Origin of the sequence: Paenibacillus sp. XY044 (assembly GCF_002257645.1) — a bacterium.
In the GTDB taxonomy this organism is placed as follows: domain Bacteria; phylum Bacillota; class Bacilli; order Paenibacillales; family Paenibacillaceae; genus Paenibacillus_AQ.
The window spans coordinates 23,381-42,324 of record NZ_NQMO01000015.1; the positions used below are offsets into that span (position 1 = coordinate 23,381).

Here is an 18,944-nt window from a genome sequence, read left to right on the forward strand (position 1 = left end):
ATGACGTTTATTACATATAACAGAAGATCGCATACTGAAAAGGAGGGAACGTTATGTTTGAAGAAGCCAACCGTCAGTTGACGAAGCTGAAAGAGGACATCCGGAACAAAACGAAATATGATAACCGGATGCAGGAATTGGCGCGGGAGCTGAGAGAGCATAAGGATGAAGCCGAGCGCTGGAAGCTCAGGCTTGCCGATGAGGACAAGGACGTGGAGCGTCTGACGGGGGCCTCGCTCTCCGGTTTGTTTTACAGCCTGATCGGCCGGAAAGAGGAGAAGCTGGAGCGGGAGCAGCTGGAAGTGCTGGAGGTCAAGGCGAAATACGATATGGCCATCCGCGGCGTGGCGGACATCCAAAGCGAACTGCAAGAGCTGGAACGGAAGTTCCAGGAGGTTCGTTACGCGGAGTTTGAATATGAGAAGATTCTGGACGAGAAGGAAAAAGTGATTTTACGGAACAACTCCGAGCTGGCGGGACTTGCAGAAGAGCAGGCCGATCTGTCGGTCCAACTTAAGGAACTGAAAGAGGCGGTGCGCGCGGGCGAAGTCGTGCTGGAAGACCTGGAGCGGGCGGATGACAGTCTGGGATCGGCCAGGAATTGGGGCACTTATGATATGCTCGGTGGCGGCATGATCTCCACGCATATGAAGCACAGCCGCATCGACGAGGCGATGGAACAGATTGAATCAGCCCAGTCCAGTCTGCGCCGGTTCGGCAAAGAGCTGAAGGACGTGCAAATGGCGCTGGATATCGAGATCGGAATTGGGAGCTTTCTGAAATTTTCCGATTATTTCTTCGACGGTTTTATATCCGATTGGCTCGTGCAGGGGAGAATCCGGGACACCCAGGACGAGGTGCAGGAGAAAATAACCGAAGTAGAGCGGATTGTCCGCCGCCTGGAGGGAGAGTATTCACGCCTCGATACCCGGCTGGCGGATACGAAGCGGAAATACGAGTCTATCATCGAGTTGGCGGAGTAGCATAATCCGATGTCAAAAGAACGTTATGCCAAAAGAACCGTCATGTCAAAGAACTCAAAACAACGCTCTGCAGCCGCAATGTTAAACAAAACGCGATGTCATGACGACACTTGCAAAAAGAAGCCGCCGGTCCCTGCTCTGACGAGCATGCCGTGCGGCTTCTTATTTGGCAAACGTGCTAACTTTGGCGTAAATGGCCACGGCCATACCCCAACGTAGACGTAAATGCAAAAGTGCATCTATTTGGCGGCGAAACAGGCCATTTCGAAGAAATAACTGCAAAAATGCCGTTATTTGGTCAGTCTAAGCCAAAACGGCCATCAAAGGCCGAAATAGATGCACAATTGCAGTTATTTAACGGTCAATTGGCTAAAATCGTGAAATTAGATCACTTTTGCCAGCTATTTAGTTAACGGCAGGCTATTATCCGTAGATTGGATGAATATGTGCCAGCTATTTAGTCACCGACGGGCTAAAAGGTCTCCGCCTAAGGCTTCCACTCCACGCTCTGAAGCAGCTGATGCTTCATCAGCGCCAGCACGAAGTCCACGTAATATTCCTTCCGGACGATCGCGCCGTATTCGTGATTTTTGTAGACATAAAACAAGGCGTCGGTGTAGATATCGTTGTCCTCGAAAAAGCGTCTGATCTGCTTGAGCCGGTCCAGATAAGGCTCTTCCTGCAGCAACCGGATGCGGAACTCCGCGTCCTGCTCGTTGACGCTTTCCGTAATCTGAATGATGCTCGGGTCGTAACGATACTCCAGCATAAGTGATCCTCCCTCGCTAGTGTCTATTTGCGCTGCTTCCAGAGGCCATCCGGCTTGCCGCCTTCAGCGATGTCCAACCTGCCAATGTCCCCCATGATTTCCATATGACATCAACAACGGCAAATTGTCAGCGGCGGTTACATCAAATACCGAAGATACACGTAACCACTGGCCAAGGCGACGGACAGCAGCATCATCGGAAAACCGAACTTCAGAAACTGGGCGAACTTGATCGGATATCCTTCCTTGGCGGCCATGCCGGCCACGATCAGGTTGGCGCTCGCACCGATCAGGGAGCCGTTGCCTCCCAGGCAGGCGCCCAGGGCCAAGCTCCACCACACCGGCTCCAAATTGCTAATGCCGAGGCTGCCCATGTCTTGGATCATCGGAATCATGGTGGCGACAAACGGAATGTTGTCGATAAAAGCGGACGCGATTGCGCTCATCCACAGAATGAGCATCGACGTCGCCGCGACGTCGCCGCCGGTGAGATCGGTGGCTTTCTCCGCCAGGGTGGCGATAACCCCTGTTTCGATCAAGCCGGCCACCAGCACGAACAGTCCCACGAAGAAGAAGATCGTCGGCCATTCGACCTTGGCAAAAGCCTCCTCAAGCATACGCTCGCCCGTCAGCAGGAGCAGCAGAAAAGCACCGGCGAGCGCGACGGTGGCCGATTCAAGGTGAACCAGCTGGTGGAGGAAGAAGCCGACGATCGTCAGCCCCATCACCGTCAGGCATTTGATCAGGAGCTTGCGGTCGGTGAGGAGTTCTTTTTCATCCAAATCCATGATGCTCTGCATCAGCTCCGGCGTCGTCTTGATTTGCTTGCGGAACATGAGAATGAATAATGGAATGAACACGACGAGAATGATCACTGCAATCGGCGTCAGGTTATTGATGAACGCGACGAAGGTCAGCTCCTTCACCGCGCTGCCGATCATAATGTTGGGCGGGTCGCCGATCAAGGTGGCGGTGCCGCCGACGTTCGACGCCATGATCTGGGTGATCAGAAATGGCGTCGGGTTAACCCGCAGCTGCCGGGTAATGCTGAGTGTGACGGGTACCATGAGCAGAACGGTGGTCACGTTATCGAGAAACGCCGATCCGACCGCGGTAATCAGAATCAGCGCCACCATGATGGCGACGGGCCGGCCTTTGGCCTTTTTCGCGGCCCATACCGCAATGAATTTGAATAATCCCGTCTCGGCCGTGATGTTGACGATGATCATCATGCCGACGAGCAGGCCAAGCGTGTTGAAATCAATATGATGAATCGCGGTTTCCTGGCTCACGACACCGAAAATGACCATAAGCGCACCCCCGATCATCGCCACGATCGTCCGGTGAATTTTTTCCGCGATAATAAATGCGTAAACAATGAGAAAAATACCAATAGCCAGTACAGCTTGCTGTTCCATAGCGTGCCTCCCCATCCTGTAATTGTATGAGTCTTGAATCTTGCAGCCCGGGTCTGGTCTTTTGAAAAGATCGGCATGACGTATAGCGTCTCCAGATCTCGACACTTTTTACCGGGTTTCCATCAGACGTGCCTATCCTCCTTTGCCTCAAGCTGAAGGAAGAGCGCATGGCGGACTCACACAACGAATGAGAGGGGTGAAAAAGACAAAAGGAGCCCGCACATGGCAGGCTCCTCCAAATGTATCGTATTTAATTGAAATGTAAAAACTTGCTCTCATTCTGAAAGGGAAACCGGAAATCGGTTTACAATAATTATAAAGTGTTCGCGCGATCTTGTAAACAACAGCCGGATATCCGGCTCAAAAAGAAGCATGTAAGGAGCAGGTTATGAACAAAAAATGGTGGAAAGAAGCCGTGGTTTATCAAATCTATCCGATCAGCTTCCTCGACACGAACGGTGACGGCAAGGGGGATCTGCTCGGCATTATCTCGAGACTGGATTACTTGAAGGACCTGGGTGTCGACGTGATCTGGATCTGCCCGATCTATAAGTCCCCCAATCACGATAACGGATACGATATCAGCGACTACTGCGACATTATGGACGAGTTCGGCACGATGGAGGAATTTGACCGTCTGCTGCGGGAGGCGCATGCGCGCGGTCTCAAAATTATGATGGATCTGGTCCTGAACCATACCTCGGACGAGCATCCATGGTTTATCGAGTCGCGTTCCAGCAAGGATAATCCGAAACGGGATTTCTATATATGGCGCACAGGCAAAGACGGAAAACCGCCGAACAACTGGGAATCCTATTTCAGCGGCTCGGTCTGGGAATACGACGATAAGACAGGTGAGTATTACCTCCATCTGTACTCCAAGCACCAGCCGGACCTGAACTGGGAAAATCAGAAGGTGATCGACAGCATGCACGAAATGGTGGAATGGTGGCTTAAAAAGGGCGTGGACGGCTTCCGTTTTGACGCGATCGCGCATATTGTCAAAGCGGTCGGCCTGCCGGACGGGGCAAACCCGGACCAGCTGCCCACGGTGCGCGCCTATGAGCTGTTTTCCAACCTGGAAAACGTGCACACTCTGCTGAACAATCTGTTCGAAAGGGTGCTGTTCCACTATGACATCATGACCGTCGGGGAGACGTCGGGCCTGGGTCCGGAGCAGGCGCTCAGCTATGTCGGGGACACGCGCAACGAGCTGAACATGGTATTTCAGTTCGAGCATATGCAGCTCGATGCGGGAGCTTCCGGATCCGGCAAGTGGGATATCCGTCCCTGGAACCTGCTGGAGCTGAAGAAGGTCATCAGCGGGTGGCAGACGGTGCTGCACGAAAAGGGCTGGAACGCGAATTATTGGTGCAACCATGACCAGCCGAGATCGGTGTCCCGGTTTGGAGACGACAAGAAATATCGGGTGGAGTCGGCGAAGATGCTGGCCACCTTCCTGCACACGCTCGAAGGCACGCCGTATATTTATCAAGGCGAGGAAATCGGTATGACGAACATCGCCTTCGCTTCGATCGACGATTACCGCGACGTCGAGACGCTGAATTACTATGAGGAGCAGCTGGATCAGGGCGTGCCCGAAGAGAGGGTCATGCAGGCGATTTGGAAGAAGAGCCGGGACAACGCCCGGACGCCGATGCAGTGGACGAACGGGGAGCATGCAGGTTTTACGCGGGGCAAGCCGTGGATCGAGGTGAACTCGAACTATCCGCTGATCAATGTAGAGGATGCGATCAAAGATCCGAATTCGATTTTCCATTACTATAAAAAGCTGATCGCGCTCCGTAAAGAGCATGAAGTCATCGTGTACGGCGAATACAACCTGCTGCTTCCGCTCGACAAAGAGCTGTATGTGTATACCCGGACGCTGGAGGAGCAGTGTCTCCTGGTCATCCTTAACTTTTTCGGAGGCGAACCGGTACTGAAGCTTCCGGCGGAGCTCGTTCCGGAGGCCAAGCAGCTGCTAGTCTCCAACTACCCGATCAAAGGGGAGGAGGACCTCGGGAATTTGAAGCTGCGGCCGTATGAAGCGAGGGTATACCTGATGATGACGCCAGCCCCTTGACTTCATGGCGCAAACTTGGTAAATTTACCTCATCCTATAACAAGGGAGAGATTTTGATGACGGTGGTTGTTCTTAACTAATCAAACTCCATATCGGCTGTATGCAACGAAGACAGGCGAGGAATGCCCGAAGGGCACCCTTTCTTTCCATGCGTCTCTTTGCTGCGTATCGTCTTGGAAATAGTTAAGAACACGCGAAGCATCAAACGATCAATCCCTTGCGGACTGTTTGAAACCTTTGTGATCCGACTCGGTGAGCGCTGGCCGCTCCACCGTTGTCATGCCGGATACGGGCCGCCGCCTTTTGGGCGGCTGGCTCTTCGGCATACAGGACCGTGCTCTTTGCAGCACGGTTTTTTTGCGTACCGCAGAGGCAGAAGACAAAGGCAGTCCGGCAGACCAGGGGCAGGGAATCGCACGCGCGTATTCTCTGCCCCTTTTTGCGTTGCCATAGGAAGACAAACCGGAAATAGGAGGATGAAACAAGTTATGGATCAAACGACAATGATCATGTTGGAATACGACAAAATGAAGGAAGCATTAAGAGACTATGCGGTGTCGTACGAAGGGCGCAGGCATATCGATGAATTGGAGCCGCTGACCGTGGCGGGAGTGGTGCGCAGGGCGCTGGATGAGACGGCGGAAGCCAAGCTACTACTGGATAAAGGCGCCAGCGTCCCGCTGCCGTCCCTGGAAGGGATCGACCGGATCGTCTCCCTGCTGCATACGGGGTACCTGTTCGACGAGCAGGATTTTACCGCGGTTCATACGTTTCTGCACAGCTGCGGGCAGCTGCGAAAGTATATGGCCGGCAAGCGCGACATCGCGCCGGGCATCAGCTCGTATGCTTCCTCGATGCAGGAGCTGGCGAAGCTGAAGGGCGAAATCGAGCGCTGCATCCGGTTTGGCCGGGTGGACGATCAGGCCAGCAAAAACCTGGAACGCGTCCGCAAGAAAATCGCTATCGTCAAGGAGCGTATTCAGAAAAAGATCGCCGCGATCCTGTCCAGACACGGTTCGATTCTGCAGGAAAACCTAGTCAGCGTCCGAGGCGGCCGGTACGTCATTCCGGTTAAGCGGGAGTACCACAAAACGATCAAGGGCTCGGTGCTGGACCAGTCGACCAGCGGGCAGACCGTCTTTGTGGAGCCGGAGGAGGTAGCCCATCTCCAAAGCGAGCTCGGCATGCTTGAGGCGGATGAGGCCCGGGAAGAAGGCATCGTGCTGAGCGCGCTGACCGGACTGCTTGAATCGGCTTCAGCCGATCTGCTGCTGAACATCGAGATTACAGGGACGTACGATTTTATTTTTGCCAAAGCGAAGTACAGCCGCACGCTTGGCGGGCGTAACGTTCTTCTGAGCGACAGCGGGCGCATTCAGGTGGACGGAGCGCGGCATCCGTTCATGCTGAAGACGATGGTTCCGCTGCGGCTGGAGCTGGGCAGCGGTTACCGCTCGCTGATTATTACCGGACCGAATACCGGCGGCAAGACGGTGGCGCTCAAGACGCTCGGGCTGCTCACCCTGATGGTCCAGTCAGGGCTGCTTGTGCCAGTGGAGGAGGGCAGTACGTTCACCGTGTTCACCAAAGTGCTGTCGGCCATCGGGGACGGACAGAGCATCGAGCAGTCGCTCAGCACCTTTTCCGCCCAGATTCGGCGTTTGATCGGGATGGTGGATGCTGCGGACCGCCACACCCTGCTGCTGATCGACGAGCTGGCGGCCGGAACGGATCCGGGGGAAGGGATGTCCCTGTCGATCGCGATTCTTGAGGAGCTCAGCCGCAGAGGTGCGATGATCATGGTCACGACGCATTTTAATGAGCTGAAGACGTTTGCGGCGCGGACGCCGGGCTTCCAGAACGCCCGGATGGAGTTCGATGTCGAGACGCTGGAGCCGCTCTACCGGCTGACGATCGGGGAGGCGGGGCAGAGCTATGCGATTCAAATTGCCACGAAGCTTGGGATGGCTGCGGGGATCATCGAGCGGTCGCAGGAAATTTTGCACCGGCAGAAGCCGCTGCCTGTCCTGCAGCCGGACGATGCAGCCGAGGCGCAAATCCCAGCTCAAGCAGAGGCTGCGCAGGGTGAGGAGACGGCTCAGTCCCTCGATCCACTTGAAACCGATCAGAGTAATGGGGAAGGGAACCGGGATCCGGCGGCTGACGATCAGGGGAAAGCATCGGCCGCACCCGCGCGTAAGCTTGAGGTAGGGGACGCTGTCTATGTCAGCTCCTATGGGCGAACGGGCATCGTCTACGAACCGGAGGATGCCATGGGCATGGTAGGGGTCATGATCCAGAAGGAGAAGATCCGGATCAACCAGAAGCGGCTCAAGCTGTTCATTGAGAAGAACGAGCTATATCCGGAGGACTACGATTTCGACATTATTTTCGAGTCCAAGGAGGACCGGAAGAAGAGCAAGCTGATGCAGCGCAAGCATGTCGAGGGACTGTCCATCATTCGCGAGCCCGACTCGAAGCCCTGAATCGGAAACGGTGAAAAAATGTTGAAAATTATGGCATAATGCCCTTCCGGCGGCGGTTAAATTCCTGCAAAACGGGTAATTGGATGGTGACAAGACAAGACCTGACATCAATCGAGAAGACCATGCGGCAAAAAGACATAGATCAGAAAGTCAAGTGGAGGGAGAAACGATGGAACCAGACAACAGAGGCCGGGACATAAACCCGGCCGGATCCAATGAAACCGAGCAGGATGTGCTGGCCCAGCAGGGAGGCGAATTCGAAGCGCAGGTGAGCAAGGAAAAAATGCAGCTGTGGACCAAAGAAGACTACCTGCGGTCCCAGCGGGAAATCGATCAGATTAGCCGGGATTTAAAGGCGGCGATCGAGGAGGGCTTTCATCCGGGCGATCCGCCGGTCCAGCAGATGATCCGCCGGCACTATGAATGGATGAGCCATTATTATACGCCGTCGGCTATCGTGTATATCGAACTGGGAAATTTGTATGTGGACCAGACCGATCACAAGCAGCTGTTTACGGTTTATCATCCGCAGCTTCCCGTTTTTTTGCGGGACGGGATGAAAATATTCGCAGAGCGCGAGTTGAAGTAGGTATATGTAAAAAGGTGAACAGATCAAGCCCGCCTGGCCGAATTACGGCCGGGCGGGCTTGTTGCCTGCATTTGAGGGCTTTTCGTTCATTTCATGATGCCGGATCCGGAGAACTTAGCCAAAGATTCTAATTGATGACCACCCCGGCTGTCTGGTCCGGCTCGAGCAGCATGTAAATGCCGGGGTTCAGCTGCAGCACCGCTCCATCCGGAATATTCGAGTAGGTCTCCACTTTCGTAAACGGTCCAGAGGAAGGCGGCGAAGGGGCGTAGTCCGGGAGAACTCCTTTCCCATTAACGCGCAGCACCGATTGCGACACCCCTTTAAACGTTGGATCCTCGGATGAAGACTTCACGACCAGCTGACTGCCTTTCAAATAATAGGTAAACGTGACCTTCCGTCCGTCCAGATTCATCTGTACCTGCTGCTCGGCAGGGGTCGGGGCGGCTAAATCATACCAATGCTTCGAAAGATCCCTTTTTGTGATCTCCAAATCTGAGAACAGGAGCTTCATCGGCTCCCCTGACCAGTCTTTGAACCATGTGGGCGACTCAAAGCGCAGGTATCCTTCATTCAAATATTCCTTGAAGGGCACCTTCTCGTATACTCCGGTATGGTAATCCCCGCCTTCAATGCGTCGATCTCCAAGCTGAAGGCTTACCTTATTGAAGTGCCTCACGCCTTGAGTCCAATCATCTGATGCTGCTCTATACGGAACTTTGATCTGAAGCGGCGTGATGATCAGCTGTTTCAGGTTGTAGTTGATGTTTGCAGTTTGCTCGTCATTTGCCGCCAACGGTTTGCTGTAAATGGCTTCGCTGGCCTTGTTGCCGTCTGCGTTGAAGTCAAAAGCCCAGGTACCCGCTACTCTCTTGACTTCCTGCAAATAGGTCAGGTGAAGCTTCGCCCCCTTCCAGGCTTGTTCCGGAATGGTGAAGGTCGATTGGCATAACAAATCGTTGCCGTCCGGAGGCAGGACCGCCCGGGACACGCTTTGATACGTCTGGGAACCGGAGGTGATCACCAGGTGGGGGTCCAGATTGCCGGGATCCTCAAGCGGTGACGTCAGGGCGTACCGAATGGTCAACTGATCGTTTTTCCGGACGATCGATTGGATGGTCACGGCCGCGTAGTCGCCGGCAGACGGCGATGGGGCTAATGTAGAGCCTTCGGCTATATCTCCCGCAAGAGGCTGATCGTCGTACTGGAAGAAGACCAGGTTGCTGGCGTCTAAGTGCATGCTCTGTTTCGATTTTTGCAGCTCATCCTGCAGCTCGAACATTCCTTTCAGAGTGTCTTTCGTTTCATCGCGTTGTACCAGAACGTATGGCTCGGCGCCTTTCCCCTTGGAATCGGACAGGGAGACGGATTCGAAATCGACGGCGTCATATTCCGGCAGGCCCGGGACTTGCATGGTAAAGAGCACATCCATCTGCTCGCCATCGGTCACGACGCCGTGCAGCTTCATCGTGGCGCCCGACTGCCGGGCACTTAAATTCAGCGGCTCGCCAAAGCCGTGCTGAATGGCATTGTTCACGCCCGACCGTCCCCAAAAATCCCAATTGGGGTTTATGGCTGCAAACACGGGAACCGCAACCACCAGGAAGACCGCAGCGGAAGCGGCCGCTGGAACCCACTTGCGGGTCGCCGATGACCTTTTCGCAGCAGATGGCAGTACTCCGCGCCGTTTTCCGACTTCTTCCTCGATGGCATTCCACATCACCTCAAAGTCGGGAGCGGGCTCAGGCTTTCGTGAAATGGCCCGTTCCACCTGTTCCAAGCTGAATCGATTCATCGTCGTTCTCTCCTTTCATGAGGGGGGATGAGTGCTTTGCGATATACTTTCTCATCAGCGATAGCCCCTTATTGATTCTGGATTTGACGGTTCCCAAAGGAACGCGGATCATGTCGGCGATCTCCTGCTGGGTCAGTCCGTTAATGTAACGGAGAATCATGACCATCCGGATGTTGGCGGGAAGCCGCCCATACAGCCCGGACAGCTCCAGGGCCAATTCCCGTCCTTCGACGGTTTCCTCGACCGAATGCGAGGGAGCAGCCAGCTGGCGATAGGAAAAGAGCTTCTCCTTGATGACGCCTGCCTTTGAGCGGCGGAGCGAGTTTTTACACAGATTGGCCGCAATTTGAATGAGCCAGCGCCGGACGTCCTGAATAGAGCTCCGGTCCGCGAGCAGCGCCCGGATAAACGTCTCCTGGCAGAGGTCCTCGGCGTCCTCCCTGCGCTGCATCATATAATAGCAAAAGCTGTAGACATCCTGGTTAAAGGTCTCGAACAGCTCTTTGTCCGTCATTGTTTCACCTTCCTTGACTTGCAGTATTCCATGGAACCGATGCCGGCCGGCGTTGCTCCATTTGCCCATAAGACAAACAACGCCGTATTTTCGTTCATTATCTTATCATGCAGGAATGGAAAAAAGCGGTCTTCCGCATGATAAGCAGAAGACCGCTTCTTTCTTAGGATTCTTGTATTACAGCTGTGCCGTTAAAATGCCGGCAAACTGCTCGAGAAACTGCCGCTCATCTTGGTCAAACCGCCCTTTCAGCGGGCTGTCGATATCGAGTACGCCGATCAGGCGCTCGCCTTGGATAAGCGGAACGACGATTTCACTGTTCGAGGCGGCATCGCAAGCGATATGCCCGGGAAACTCATGCACGTCATCGACCACAATCGTTCTCTGCTCGGCTGCCGCTGTACCGCATACCCCTTTGCCCATGGGAATGCGAATGCAGGCAGGGAGGCCTTGAAACGGTCCGAGAACAAGCTCAGTTCCATCATGAAGATAGAAACCGACCCAATTTATGTCAGGAAGGAAGCTGTTCAGCAGTGCTGAGGCGTTGGCCAGATTGGCGATGGAGCTTGGCTCATTATGGATGAGCGACTTAAGCTGCTCGAGAACTGTTGCAAATTGGTCATTCCGGTTTCCTTCGTAGGGAAGGGCTTGAAACATGACGATCCACCTCTTTTCTGTCTTTTAACCGTTGGTTAATTATAAAAGATAGTATACAGGAATTCCTTCCACGTCAAGTAAAATTCCTTCCTGTCAAAGTAAAGATCATTTCCTGTTAAGCCTGCTGTTTCCGGCATTCGGCGCGGTTTAACCGGGACGGCCATTGTTTCCCGACTACGGAAGAGGGGTAAACAATGGTAATGACAGGCTCATTTTTACCAGGCGTTAGCCGGAAGGAGAGGAATCTATGCGTGCAGACGTACAAAATTTATTTATGAGTATCCATATGCTTTACCATGCCCATCACCATGATTTGACCATCCGTGATATGCAGCCCGTGCTGGAGGCGCACGGCTACAAGGTGGGGGAACGGGAAGTGAAGCAGCAGCTGGAGCGCCTGACCGAATTGAACTTTCTGACGGCTCACGGCGATGAATACAGCTTGACCGGAACGGGAATCGGAGAGTTTAAGGAAATTCAGGTCATGCTCCAGAAGCTGTGCGGGGAAGTGCTGGCACCGCTCGAAGAAACGGAGGGCGCGAATACCGGCGCTTAACGCCCTGGCTCCGCAAATCAACTTCCTGCCACCCAGAATCGTTACCGCATCTTAGAATGGAGGGATTGACTATGCACAAATGGCTTATTTCTGTTATGATGGCAAGCCCGGTGCTGTTGCAGCGGGTCTTGGCAGCGGAGCTGCCCGAAGCTGAGGCAGAGCACAGCGCGCACGGAGCTTGGTACTGGTTGTCCTATGCGCTGGCGATTCTTTTGTTCGGATTTGCCGTGTATGCCATGATCGGGGCCCGCCTGAAACGCCGGCTCGGTCGTTTGAAGCATACGCTGTCGGATGAATTGGTCAAAGTCAACGGCACCTTGGTCGCCGAAAAATCCTCGGAATTGACGGAGGAAAGAGCCGGTCAATTCGCGCAGTCCCGTATCCTCAGACTGACGGATCTAAGGGACCGACTGAGATCGGACGTGGATGCGCTCAGCGAGCTGGACGTCTCCGTATTCGATCTGAAAGGATTAAACCAGGCGATCAGTCATTACAACGCGGAGAAAATGAGCATCCGGGAAGACATTGCGGCAGAGGAGAGCAAGCAGTACTGGATGCGATAATGGCTAGCCTTATGTTCATGAATATAGGAGAAGCCCCTTGGTCCGAAGGACAGGCGTCCGGAGCCTAAGGGGCTTTTAGTTATAGCGAAATTTCAAACTTTTCGCGGAACGTTTACATATTAAATTCCGGCTGGGGGAGCCCCGCCTGTACAGGCTCTTCCATAAGCTCCGCGACCTGCTCCGGCTGCCGGGCAGGGGAGGCCCCTTCCATGACGTCTCGGACAAATTCCTGCACGGCTTTTTTATACAGCTCGGGGTTGACCCCCAGCGCATTGCCATGGGAGGCTCCCTCAACGAGAAGGAGCCGTTTCATACCCTCCTTGGCGGCGAACAGTTCTTCACTCATCTCCGTCGGGATATAGCGATCCTGCGTACCATGGATAAACATGACCGGAACGGAACTGTACCGGGCGGAACGGACAGGGCTGACCTGATTGAGCGTAAAGCCGGCTTTCCGGAGCAGCCTGCGGTCGACAAGCGGAAGAAAAACGGCGGCGGGAATACGGTTCAGCGCCTGCATTTGATGATGCATCAGCCGTGTCAGATCGGAATAAGGGCAGTCGGCGATCACAAAGGATGCGTCGGTTTGAGGCAAGGACAGGTATTCGAGCACGGTTCCGCCTCCAAGCGACATACCGTGCAGTCCGATGACCGCATCGCTGCCGTAGGTGGTGCGAATCCACCGGATCCATGAGTCCATGTCGTGCTTTTCGTGAAACCCGTAGGTCGTGTATTTACCTTCGCTTTTTCCGTGCCGGCGCATGTCGATCAAGAGCGTGTGAAACCCTTCCTCCTGGAAGATATCCATAAAGGGAATGGAAGCCGGTAGAGAGGCGGTGTACCCATGGACCAGAATAATAAAACGGTTAGATTCCGACGGGTTTGGCACAAGCATGCCGCTTAGTTTCAGGCCGTCATAGCTCGTAATTTGAACCTCCTGTTTGGGCAGCGACTCAAAGTAATCCTGCTTGAACAGCCCCACCTGCTCCATGGCTTGAAAGGTCTGCTCGTAAGTGAGGGCCTTCATCTGCGTCATTTGATGAAAAGCGTAGCGCGTAATTCCCACCATCACCAGGGCAGCAGCAAATACGACAATAACGGCAGTCTGCCACTCCATAGGATGTTCCCCCTTTCTTTTTGCACAGTCCAGTAAACGTAGTATCACCGGAACTTTTCCAGGCAACTCATGTTTTTTTCATAAAAAGAACTCACTACATGGTGTCATGTAATTGATTTTGTTACAATTTATTTAACAATTCCCGATTCGAGCCGTTTTGGAAGCGGTTCTTTCTGGTCATAGGCGGGGGGAGATGCTAGAATAACCTAGAGAAGAAGTGTTAAGTAACTTACATTAAGGAAGAACTAAAGACCTAAATGCCAAGGCGCCTCAGCTTTAGTTCACAAGAAAGGAGACGTCAGGCTTCGTGAAACCGAAGAAGAAGCAAGTCAACGCCGTCGCCCAACGCAAAGCCCAGCGGGTAGCGCAGGAGAAACGCATGAAGAACATCATGTGGATTACAGGTGCATGCATCGTCGTGCTGATCCTGCTGTTGGTATTTATTCGGCCGCAGTCCAAGGAAGCATCGTTTGATTACAGCTCGCTTCCGGTGCTTGGGAACCCGGACGCCCCGATCAAGATCGTGGAAATGGGTGACTACAAGTGTCCGGCCTGCCAGTACTTCAGTCAGGATATCGAGCCGAGCCTGCAGAAAGATTTTATCGATAGCGGCAAAGCCGCCCTGTATTTCATGAATTACCTTATCATCAGTCCGAAAGCCGACTCCAACACGGCTGCACTGGCCGCGCAATCGGTGTTCCATCAAAACAAGGATGAATTTTGGAAGTATTACCATGTGCTTTTCGACAACCAGCAGGACGAGACTACCGAGTGGGCTACACCGGAGGTTCTGGTGAAGCTGGCCCGCGACAATGACATCAAGGTCGATTACGATCAGCTCAGCAAGGATATCGAAGAGAAGACGTATCAGGAAGAAGTGGACAGCCACATGGCTACCGGCACCAAGCTTGGGGTGAACAGCACGCCAACGCTGTACGTGAACGGTGAAAAGGTGGCGGAGAATGTTACGCTCGATTACTCCGCACTCAAGAGCTACTTGGATAAAAAGTCGGCTGACACCGACAAGTAAGGGGAGTTTTTCGGATGGAAGGCAACCGTTTCATTGCGTTCATCAAGCCCTATAGCCTGTATTTTGCCTGGATCGTGTCCATTGTCGCCACGGGAAGCAGCCTGTATTTAAGCGAAGTGATGCACTACGAACCCTGCAGACTGTGCTGGTTCCAGCGGATATTCATGTATCCGGAAGTGATCCTGCTCGGGATCGCCAGCTACAAAAATGATCGTAAAATCATTCCTTATGCAGTGACCCTTAGCGCGATCGGCGGCTGCATCTCGATATATCATTATGCGGAGCAGAAGATTCCTGCGCTTGCCCAAGCACTGCCATGCAAAGTAGGCATTCCTTGCAATTTCGATTATTTGAACTGGCTTGGCTTCATTACGATCCCGCTTCTGGCATTGATCGCTTTTATTTTCATCATTGCATTTCTGCTGATGGGAAGAACGGAAGCACAGCATTAATCACGAAAAATACAGCGACGGACAAGCACTTCGGCTGCAGCCCTCCTTACGGACCCAGGGTTAGCGCCGGGGTGCTTTTTGCGTTCAAATGGAAGATACCGGGAGCGGAGGCGCCCTTGTGCTTCAGGGGGCAGGCGTTGTACATTGATAATATTGCAGAGAAAACGAAAGGGGCGTTTGGATGAGCTATCAATGCAGCGGGCATATTCCCGAGCTTGAAGGGTGGCGGATCCGGCTGCGTCCGCTTCAGGACGGCGACGCCCAGGCGCTATATGCGTGCTGGAACGACGAGGAGGTGCGGAGGTACTCCGATCTTCCCGACCTGCCGGACGAAACGGCGGCGGCGGAGCTCATCCGGCTGCTGAACCGTTTGTCGGCTACCGAGGACGGGCTGCGCTGGGGAATTCTCCTGCCGGAGGCGGGGATCATCGGCAGCTGCGGTTTTAACTGGTGGCAGCTGGAGGGTGCCTACCGGGGGGAAATCGGCTGCGAGCTTGCGAGGCCCCAGTGGGGGAAAGGCTACATGCGCGAAGCGATCGGCCTGATGCTCGGGTTCGGCTACCGAACCATGGGCCTCAACCGGATTGAAGCGCTGACCGATCCACGGAATGAACGGGCCGTCCGGCTGTTTGGGTCCCTGGGATTCACGGCCGAAGGCCGACTGAGACAGTACCGCCATACGGCGTCGGGATTTCACGATGCGCTGCTCCATTCGCTGCTGCGCGAAGAGTGGGAGCAGGCGGAATAAAAAAGATTAGAACAAGGAGGAGCGATCACACGATGATCATATCGTATCAAAGGGGAGGCTCGCCGCTGCACCGGATCGATCCGCTCAGCAAGCTTGTGGTCCTGTTCTGCATCGCCGTGCTGACGATGCGTCTGCACACATCGGCTGGGCAGGCACTGCTGCTTCTGGCAGCGGCGGTCATGGCTCGAACGGCAGGCGGTATCAGTTGGAAAAGGCAGTGGAAAGCGATGGCCTTCCTGATTGGTTTTGCGGTTCCGTATTTTGTACTGACTCTGCTGACCGTACCCGGCAGCCATACAATCTGGCAGTTCGGCGTGCTGCACGTGACGACGGAGGGGGCCGATGCGGCCGGTTCGGTGACGCTGCGCATATTTACGGTGTTTCTTTCATCCTTTGTCTTCATGGTCACAACCGATCCCGGCGATCTCGTCACCGCGTTAACCCGGCGGCTGAAGGTTCCTTACCGGTTTGCCTTCGGCATTTCGATGGCGCTCACGTTTTTGCCTTTGCTTGAAGAAGAAGGAAGAAGCATCTCGGCTGCCCATCAGGTCAGGGGAGCGGCTCGCCCTAAGGGAATCAAGCAGCGCCTAGGCTGGTGGAAGGTTTTTGTGTCCGCTATTTTGCATAATGCCGTGCGCCGGATTCAGCAGACAGCGGGAGCAATGGAAGCTAAAGGCTTTGGCGCTTATCCTGAGCGGACGTTTCTAAGGGAGCAGAAGCCATCTGCAGCCGGGCAAATCATGGCGGTTGGGGTCGTGCTGATCACCGCGGCGTTGTGGTGGTATATCCATATTGTTAACCTGTGATTTATTTTTAGGTTGACGTTTCGTTTCCGATCATGCACAATAGCAGGGAGGCATGGCCTTGACGCAGGGAACCTGCCGATGCGAGTCATCCACAGGCGGGATAATCCCACTATTTTCCTGATTAGGAGTTGACATGAGTTGGAAACTTTATCACAATCAAAGAGACGTGTTGTCCCGTTTACCACGCTGGACATCGTGCTGATGGCGATGCTGGCCACAGCGAACGCGGTATTGACCTTTTATTTATCTTACATTAATAAAATGCTGAACAGCCTGGGAGGCCCCGTGGCGACTTCCACCATCGTCGGCGTGTACATGGTGTACGGCCTGCTGGCCTATTACATTATCCGCAAGCCGGGAACAGCGGCGATTACATACGGAATCGGCGGCGCGATCCAATGCTTCGTGGGCAACACCTACGGGATCGCGGCGAGCATCGTGGCGGCGCTGTGTTATCTGGTTGTGGCGGAAGGCGTATTTTTTCTAATGCGGTACAAGCGCTGGAATGCCGGGGCGATGATGCTGGTCGGCGGTGCGATGGTGCCGATCTGGTTCATTTGTGCGGCGAACATGTTCGGGTATACGTCCTGGAGCTTTCAGGTTCTGGCGGTAACGATGGTCGTGCGGATCATCAGCGGCATTGTGCTGTGCGGCCTGCTCACCAAGGTACTTGGGGATATGCTTCAGCGAAGCGGACTGCTTAAACGTTTTGCCATTGGCAGAAAGGCTTCTGCGGATGCAGGGAACTTCCATTGAGCTGACGGAACTTTCCTATTGGTATGAAGATGTGGAGCAGCCTGCGCTCCGCGGCGTGTCGCTCACGATTCCGGCCGGACAGTTTACGGCGGTGATCGGCCCGGGCGGCAGCGGCAAGTCCACTCTGTGCCAGCTGCTGAGCGGATATCTTCCGCGGAGCGGAGGCGGCCGCCGGGAAGGGAAGGTGCGGCTGGACGCGCTTGACCCGGCGGAGGCTCCGATCGCTGAGATCGCCAAGGTCGCCGGCATCGTGTTTCAGGATCCCGACGCCCAGCTGGTGAGGGGCGTTGTCGAGGATGAGGCCGCGTTCGGTCCCGAGAATCTCCGCGTACCGCCGCCGGAGATCGAGTCCCGCGTGGCCGAAGCGCTGGCGGCGGTCCGTCTGACCGCCCGCCGCCGCTCCCCGGTGCGCGAGCTGTCCGGCGGACAGCGCCAGCGCACCGCCATTGCCGCGGTGCTGTCGCTCGCTCCGCGGATGATCGTCTTCGACGACGCATCCGCCAGCCTCGACCCCGCGGCGCAAGCGCAGTTCGTGCAGCTCTGCCGCAGGCTGCACGCCCATGGCCGGACCGTCGTCACGGTGTCCGGCCGCTTCGACGATGCCGCGCGCGCCGCGGAGCGCGTCATCGTCCTGGACGGCGGCGCAGTCCTGCTGGACGGAGCGCCGCAGGAGCTGCTGCGCACCAGCCGGGATCGGCTGGCGCAGCTCGGCGTGCTGCCCCCGTGGGAGGGGGCAGCGGAAGCCGGCGGCCTGGTGACGGCGCCGGCACAGAGGGCGCCAGGGGGCGATATCCCTGGCGGCGACCCGGCTTCCGGACCGCTGCTGGAGGTCCGGAGCCTCAGCTACACTTACCCCGGAGGGCAGGAAGCGCTCCGGGACGTCTCGTTTGCGATGCATCCAGGAGCGTGGGGGATGCTGACCGGTGAGAACGGGTCGGGCAAAACGACGCTCACCCGGCTCCTGATGGGCCTGCTGCCGGTTCCTTCCCATTCGGTATACTGGAAGGGCCGGGACGTATCCGGCATGTCGGTTCATCAGCTGGCCCGGGATATCGGATACGTCTTCCAGCAGCCGGAGCATCAATTCGTGGAGCATACCGTGTGGGATGAGCTCGTGTACGGGCTGCGGGTTCGAGGCGGCTGGCGCCGGCGGCAAGCTGACCTGACGCCTGAGCAGACCGAAGCGGCCGAGGCATGGCTTGCGGCTGCCGGGCTGAGCGGGCGTCGTCAGGACTCCCCTTATCTGCTCAGCAAGGGGGAGAAGAAGCTGCTCAGCGTCATCGGCCAGCTGATCCAGCCGAAAGCGCTCTACATTCTCGATGAGCCCACCTCGGGCATCGATTACCGTGCGGCGCGGCGGCTGCTGAAGCTGTGCCGGGGAGCCGCCGCTGCGGGAGCTGCCCTGCTCATGATTACCCACGACCCCCGCCTGGTGGAAGAGGATGCTTCCTTCGTGCTCCGGCTCGATCAGGGAATCGTAGAGGATTACCGGCAGCTCAGCCGGAATCAAGAAAAAATAAGCGTTAGATCATAATAAACCTTATGAATCCGCCCAGTCTGAAAAGCGGTCTCTTGCCAGAGGCCATTTTTCATGTACTGGGTGGATACGTTTCGTTATA

The 18,944-nt window shown here is 55.2% G+C and carries 18 protein-coding genes; 12 read left to right on the forward strand and 6 right to left on the reverse strand.

What is annotated here, in order from left to right; genetic code table 11:
- The first annotated feature begins 53 nt into the window (after positions 1-53).
- A complete protein-coding gene (locus CJP46_RS33760; protein WP_094600004.1) occupies positions 54-983 on the forward strand; it encodes a coiled-coil domain-containing protein in 930 nt (309 codons plus the stop codon).
- Positions 984-1,470: 487 nt separating this feature from the next.
- On the opposite strand, the gene CJP46_RS33765 is transcribed toward CJP46_RS33760, so the two are convergent.
- Entirely contained in the window at positions 1,471-1,752 is a 282-nt protein-coding gene (locus CJP46_RS33765; protein WP_094600005.1) for a hypothetical protein, read from the reverse strand.
- A 137-nt stretch (positions 1,753-1,889) separates the two neighbouring features.
- Complete coding sequence (locus CJP46_RS33770; RefSeq protein WP_094600084.1) at positions 1,890-3,185, reverse strand: ArsB/NhaD family transporter; 1,296 nt, start codon at positions 3,183-3,185, stop codon at positions 1,890-1,892.
- A 373-nt stretch (positions 3,186-3,558) separates the two neighbouring features.
- On the opposite strand from CJP46_RS33770, the gene CJP46_RS33775 reads away from it, so the two are divergent.
- The 3 genes from CJP46_RS33775 (at position 3,559) to CJP46_RS33785 (ending at position 8,331) form a co-directional block, all read left to right on the forward strand.
- On the forward strand, positions 3,559-5,256 hold the full coding sequence (locus CJP46_RS33775; RefSeq protein ID WP_094600006.1) for a glycoside hydrolase family 13 protein: 1,698 nt from the start codon (positions 3,559-3,561) through the stop codon (positions 5,254-5,256).
- A 488-nt stretch (positions 5,257-5,744) separates the two neighbouring features.
- Positions 5,745-7,742, forward strand: coding sequence for an endonuclease MutS2 (locus CJP46_RS33780; protein ID WP_094600007.1), 1,998 nt, complete (start codon positions 5,745-5,747; stop codon positions 7,740-7,742).
- A 169-nt stretch (positions 7,743-7,911) separates the two neighbouring features.
- Complete coding sequence (locus tag CJP46_RS33785) at positions 7,912-8,331, forward strand: TipAS antibiotic-recognition domain-containing protein (protein ID WP_094600008.1); 420 nt, start codon at positions 7,912-7,914, stop codon at positions 8,329-8,331.
- A 127-nt stretch (positions 8,332-8,458) separates the two neighbouring features.
- On the opposite strand, the gene CJP46_RS33790 is transcribed toward CJP46_RS33785, so the two are convergent.
- From CJP46_RS33790 to CJP46_RS33800, 3 genes are all read right to left on the reverse strand, one after another.
- Positions 8,459-10,126 (reverse strand): DUF4179 domain-containing protein, encoded by a 1,668-nt coding sequence (locus CJP46_RS33790; protein WP_094600009.1) that lies wholly within the window; start codon positions 10,124-10,126, stop codon positions 8,459-8,461.
- Positions 10,074-10,709, reverse strand: a complete 636-nt coding sequence (locus CJP46_RS33795; RefSeq protein WP_373558071.1) for an RNA polymerase sigma factor — start codon at positions 10,707-10,709, stop codon at positions 10,074-10,076. Before CJP46_RS33795 ends, CJP46_RS33790 begins: the two co-directional genes overlap by 53 nt.
- A gap of 108 nt (positions 10,710-10,817) precedes the next feature.
- Entirely contained in the window at positions 10,818-11,297 is a 480-nt protein-coding gene (locus tag CJP46_RS33800; RefSeq protein WP_094600011.1) for a GAF domain-containing protein, read from the reverse strand.
- A gap of 247 nt (positions 11,298-11,544) precedes the next feature.
- Here CJP46_RS33800 and CJP46_RS33805 point away from each other — a divergent pair, with 247 nt between their 5' ends.
- Both CJP46_RS33805 and CJP46_RS33810 read left to right on the forward strand, forming a co-directional pair.
- Complete coding sequence (locus CJP46_RS33805; protein ID WP_094600012.1) at positions 11,545-11,853, forward strand: hypothetical protein; 309 nt, start codon at positions 11,545-11,547, stop codon at positions 11,851-11,853.
- Between the two features lie 71 nt (positions 11,854-11,924).
- The gene (locus CJP46_RS33810; protein ID WP_094600013.1) at positions 11,925-12,416 is read left to right on the forward strand and encodes a hypothetical protein; all 492 of its coding nucleotides are present in this window, start codon (positions 11,925-11,927) and stop codon (positions 12,414-12,416) included.
- A gap of 112 nt (positions 12,417-12,528) precedes the next feature.
- On the opposite strand, the gene CJP46_RS33815 is transcribed toward CJP46_RS33810, so the two are convergent.
- Positions 12,529-13,533, reverse strand: a complete 1,005-nt coding sequence (locus CJP46_RS33815; RefSeq protein ID WP_094600014.1) for an alpha/beta hydrolase — start codon at positions 13,531-13,533, stop codon at positions 12,529-12,531.
- 307 nt (positions 13,534-13,840) lie between these two features.
- On the opposite strand from CJP46_RS33815, the gene CJP46_RS33820 reads away from it, so the two are divergent.
- From CJP46_RS33820 to CJP46_RS33845, 6 genes are all read left to right on the forward strand, one after another.
- Positions 13,841-14,563, forward strand: a complete 723-nt coding sequence (locus CJP46_RS33820) for a DsbA family protein (protein WP_256992654.1) — start codon at positions 13,841-13,843, stop codon at positions 14,561-14,563.
- Between the two features lie 14 nt (positions 14,564-14,577).
- The gene (locus CJP46_RS33825) at positions 14,578-15,015 is read left to right on the forward strand and encodes a disulfide oxidoreductase (protein ID WP_094600015.1); all 438 of its coding nucleotides are present in this window, start codon (positions 14,578-14,580) and stop codon (positions 15,013-15,015) included.
- Positions 15,016-15,196: 181 nt separating this feature from the next.
- The gene (locus CJP46_RS33830) at positions 15,197-15,763 is read left to right on the forward strand and encodes a GNAT family N-acetyltransferase (protein WP_094600016.1); all 567 of its coding nucleotides are present in this window, start codon (positions 15,197-15,199) and stop codon (positions 15,761-15,763) included.
- 32 nt (positions 15,764-15,795) lie between these two features.
- Complete coding sequence (locus CJP46_RS33835) at positions 15,796-16,569, forward strand: energy-coupling factor transporter transmembrane component T family protein (RefSeq protein WP_094600017.1); 774 nt, start codon at positions 15,796-15,798, stop codon at positions 16,567-16,569.
- Between the two features lie 201 nt (positions 16,570-16,770).
- Positions 16,771-17,325 carry an ECF transporter S component gene (locus tag CJP46_RS33840; RefSeq protein WP_094600086.1) on the forward strand — a complete coding sequence of 185 codons (555 nt, stop codon included), beginning with the start codon at positions 16,771-16,773 and terminating at the stop codon, positions 17,323-17,325.
- Complete coding sequence (locus CJP46_RS33845) at positions 17,306-18,859, forward strand: ABC transporter ATP-binding protein (protein ID WP_094600018.1); 1,554 nt, start codon at positions 17,306-17,308, stop codon at positions 18,857-18,859. The genes CJP46_RS33840 and CJP46_RS33845 overlap by 20 nt, the downstream gene beginning before the upstream one ends.
- Positions 18,860-18,944: the final 85 nt, after the last annotated feature.

Bases quoted from the DNA above. Each gene is read 5' to 3' on its own strand.
- CJP46_RS33760 (WP_094600004.1), top strand. From the start codon at position 54: ATGTTTGAAGAAGCCAACCGTCAGTTGACGAAGCTGAAAGAGGACATC.
- CJP46_RS33765 (WP_094600005.1), bottom strand. From the start codon at position 1,752: ATGCTGGAGTATCGTTACGACCCGAGCATCATTCAGATTACGGAAAGC.
- CJP46_RS33770 (WP_094600084.1), bottom strand. From the start codon at position 3,185: ATGGGGAGGCACGCTATGGAACAGCAAGCTGTACTGGCTATTGGTATT.
- CJP46_RS33775 (WP_094600006.1), top strand. From the start codon at position 3,559: ATGAACAAAAAATGGTGGAAAGAAGCCGTGGTTTATCAAATCTATCCG.
- CJP46_RS33780 (WP_094600007.1), top strand. From the start codon at position 5,745: ATGGATCAAACGACAATGATCATGTTGGAATACGACAAAATGAAGGAA.
- CJP46_RS33785 (WP_094600008.1), top strand. From the start codon at position 7,912: ATGGAACCAGACAACAGAGGCCGGGACATAAACCCGGCCGGATCCAAT.
- CJP46_RS33790 (WP_094600009.1), bottom strand. From the start codon at position 10,126: ATGAATCGATTCAGCTTGGAACAGGTGGAACGGGCCATTTCACGAAAG.
- CJP46_RS33795 (WP_373558071.1), bottom strand. From the start codon at position 10,709: ATGGGCAAATGGAGCAACGCCGGCCGGCATCGGTTCCATGGAATACTG.
- CJP46_RS33800 (WP_094600011.1), bottom strand. From the start codon at position 11,297: ATGTTTCAAGCCCTTCCCTACGAAGGAAACCGGAATGACCAATTTGCA.
- CJP46_RS33805 (WP_094600012.1), top strand. From the start codon at position 11,545: ATGCGTGCAGACGTACAAAATTTATTTATGAGTATCCATATGCTTTAC.
- CJP46_RS33810 (WP_094600013.1), top strand. From the start codon at position 11,925: ATGCACAAATGGCTTATTTCTGTTATGATGGCAAGCCCGGTGCTGTTG.
- CJP46_RS33815 (WP_094600014.1), bottom strand. From the start codon at position 13,533: ATGGAGTGGCAGACTGCCGTTATTGTCGTATTTGCTGCTGCCCTGGTG.
- CJP46_RS33825 (WP_094600015.1), top strand. From the start codon at position 14,578: ATGGAAGGCAACCGTTTCATTGCGTTCATCAAGCCCTATAGCCTGTAT.
- CJP46_RS33830 (WP_094600016.1), top strand. From the start codon at position 15,197: ATGAGCTATCAATGCAGCGGGCATATTCCCGAGCTTGAAGGGTGGCGG.
- CJP46_RS33835 (WP_094600017.1), top strand. From the start codon at position 15,796: ATGATCATATCGTATCAAAGGGGAGGCTCGCCGCTGCACCGGATCGAT.
- CJP46_RS33840 (WP_094600086.1), top strand. From the start codon at position 16,771: ATGGCGATGCTGGCCACAGCGAACGCGGTATTGACCTTTTATTTATCT.
- CJP46_RS33845 (WP_094600018.1), top strand. From the start codon at position 17,306: ATGCAGGGAACTTCCATTGAGCTGACGGAACTTTCCTATTGGTATGAA.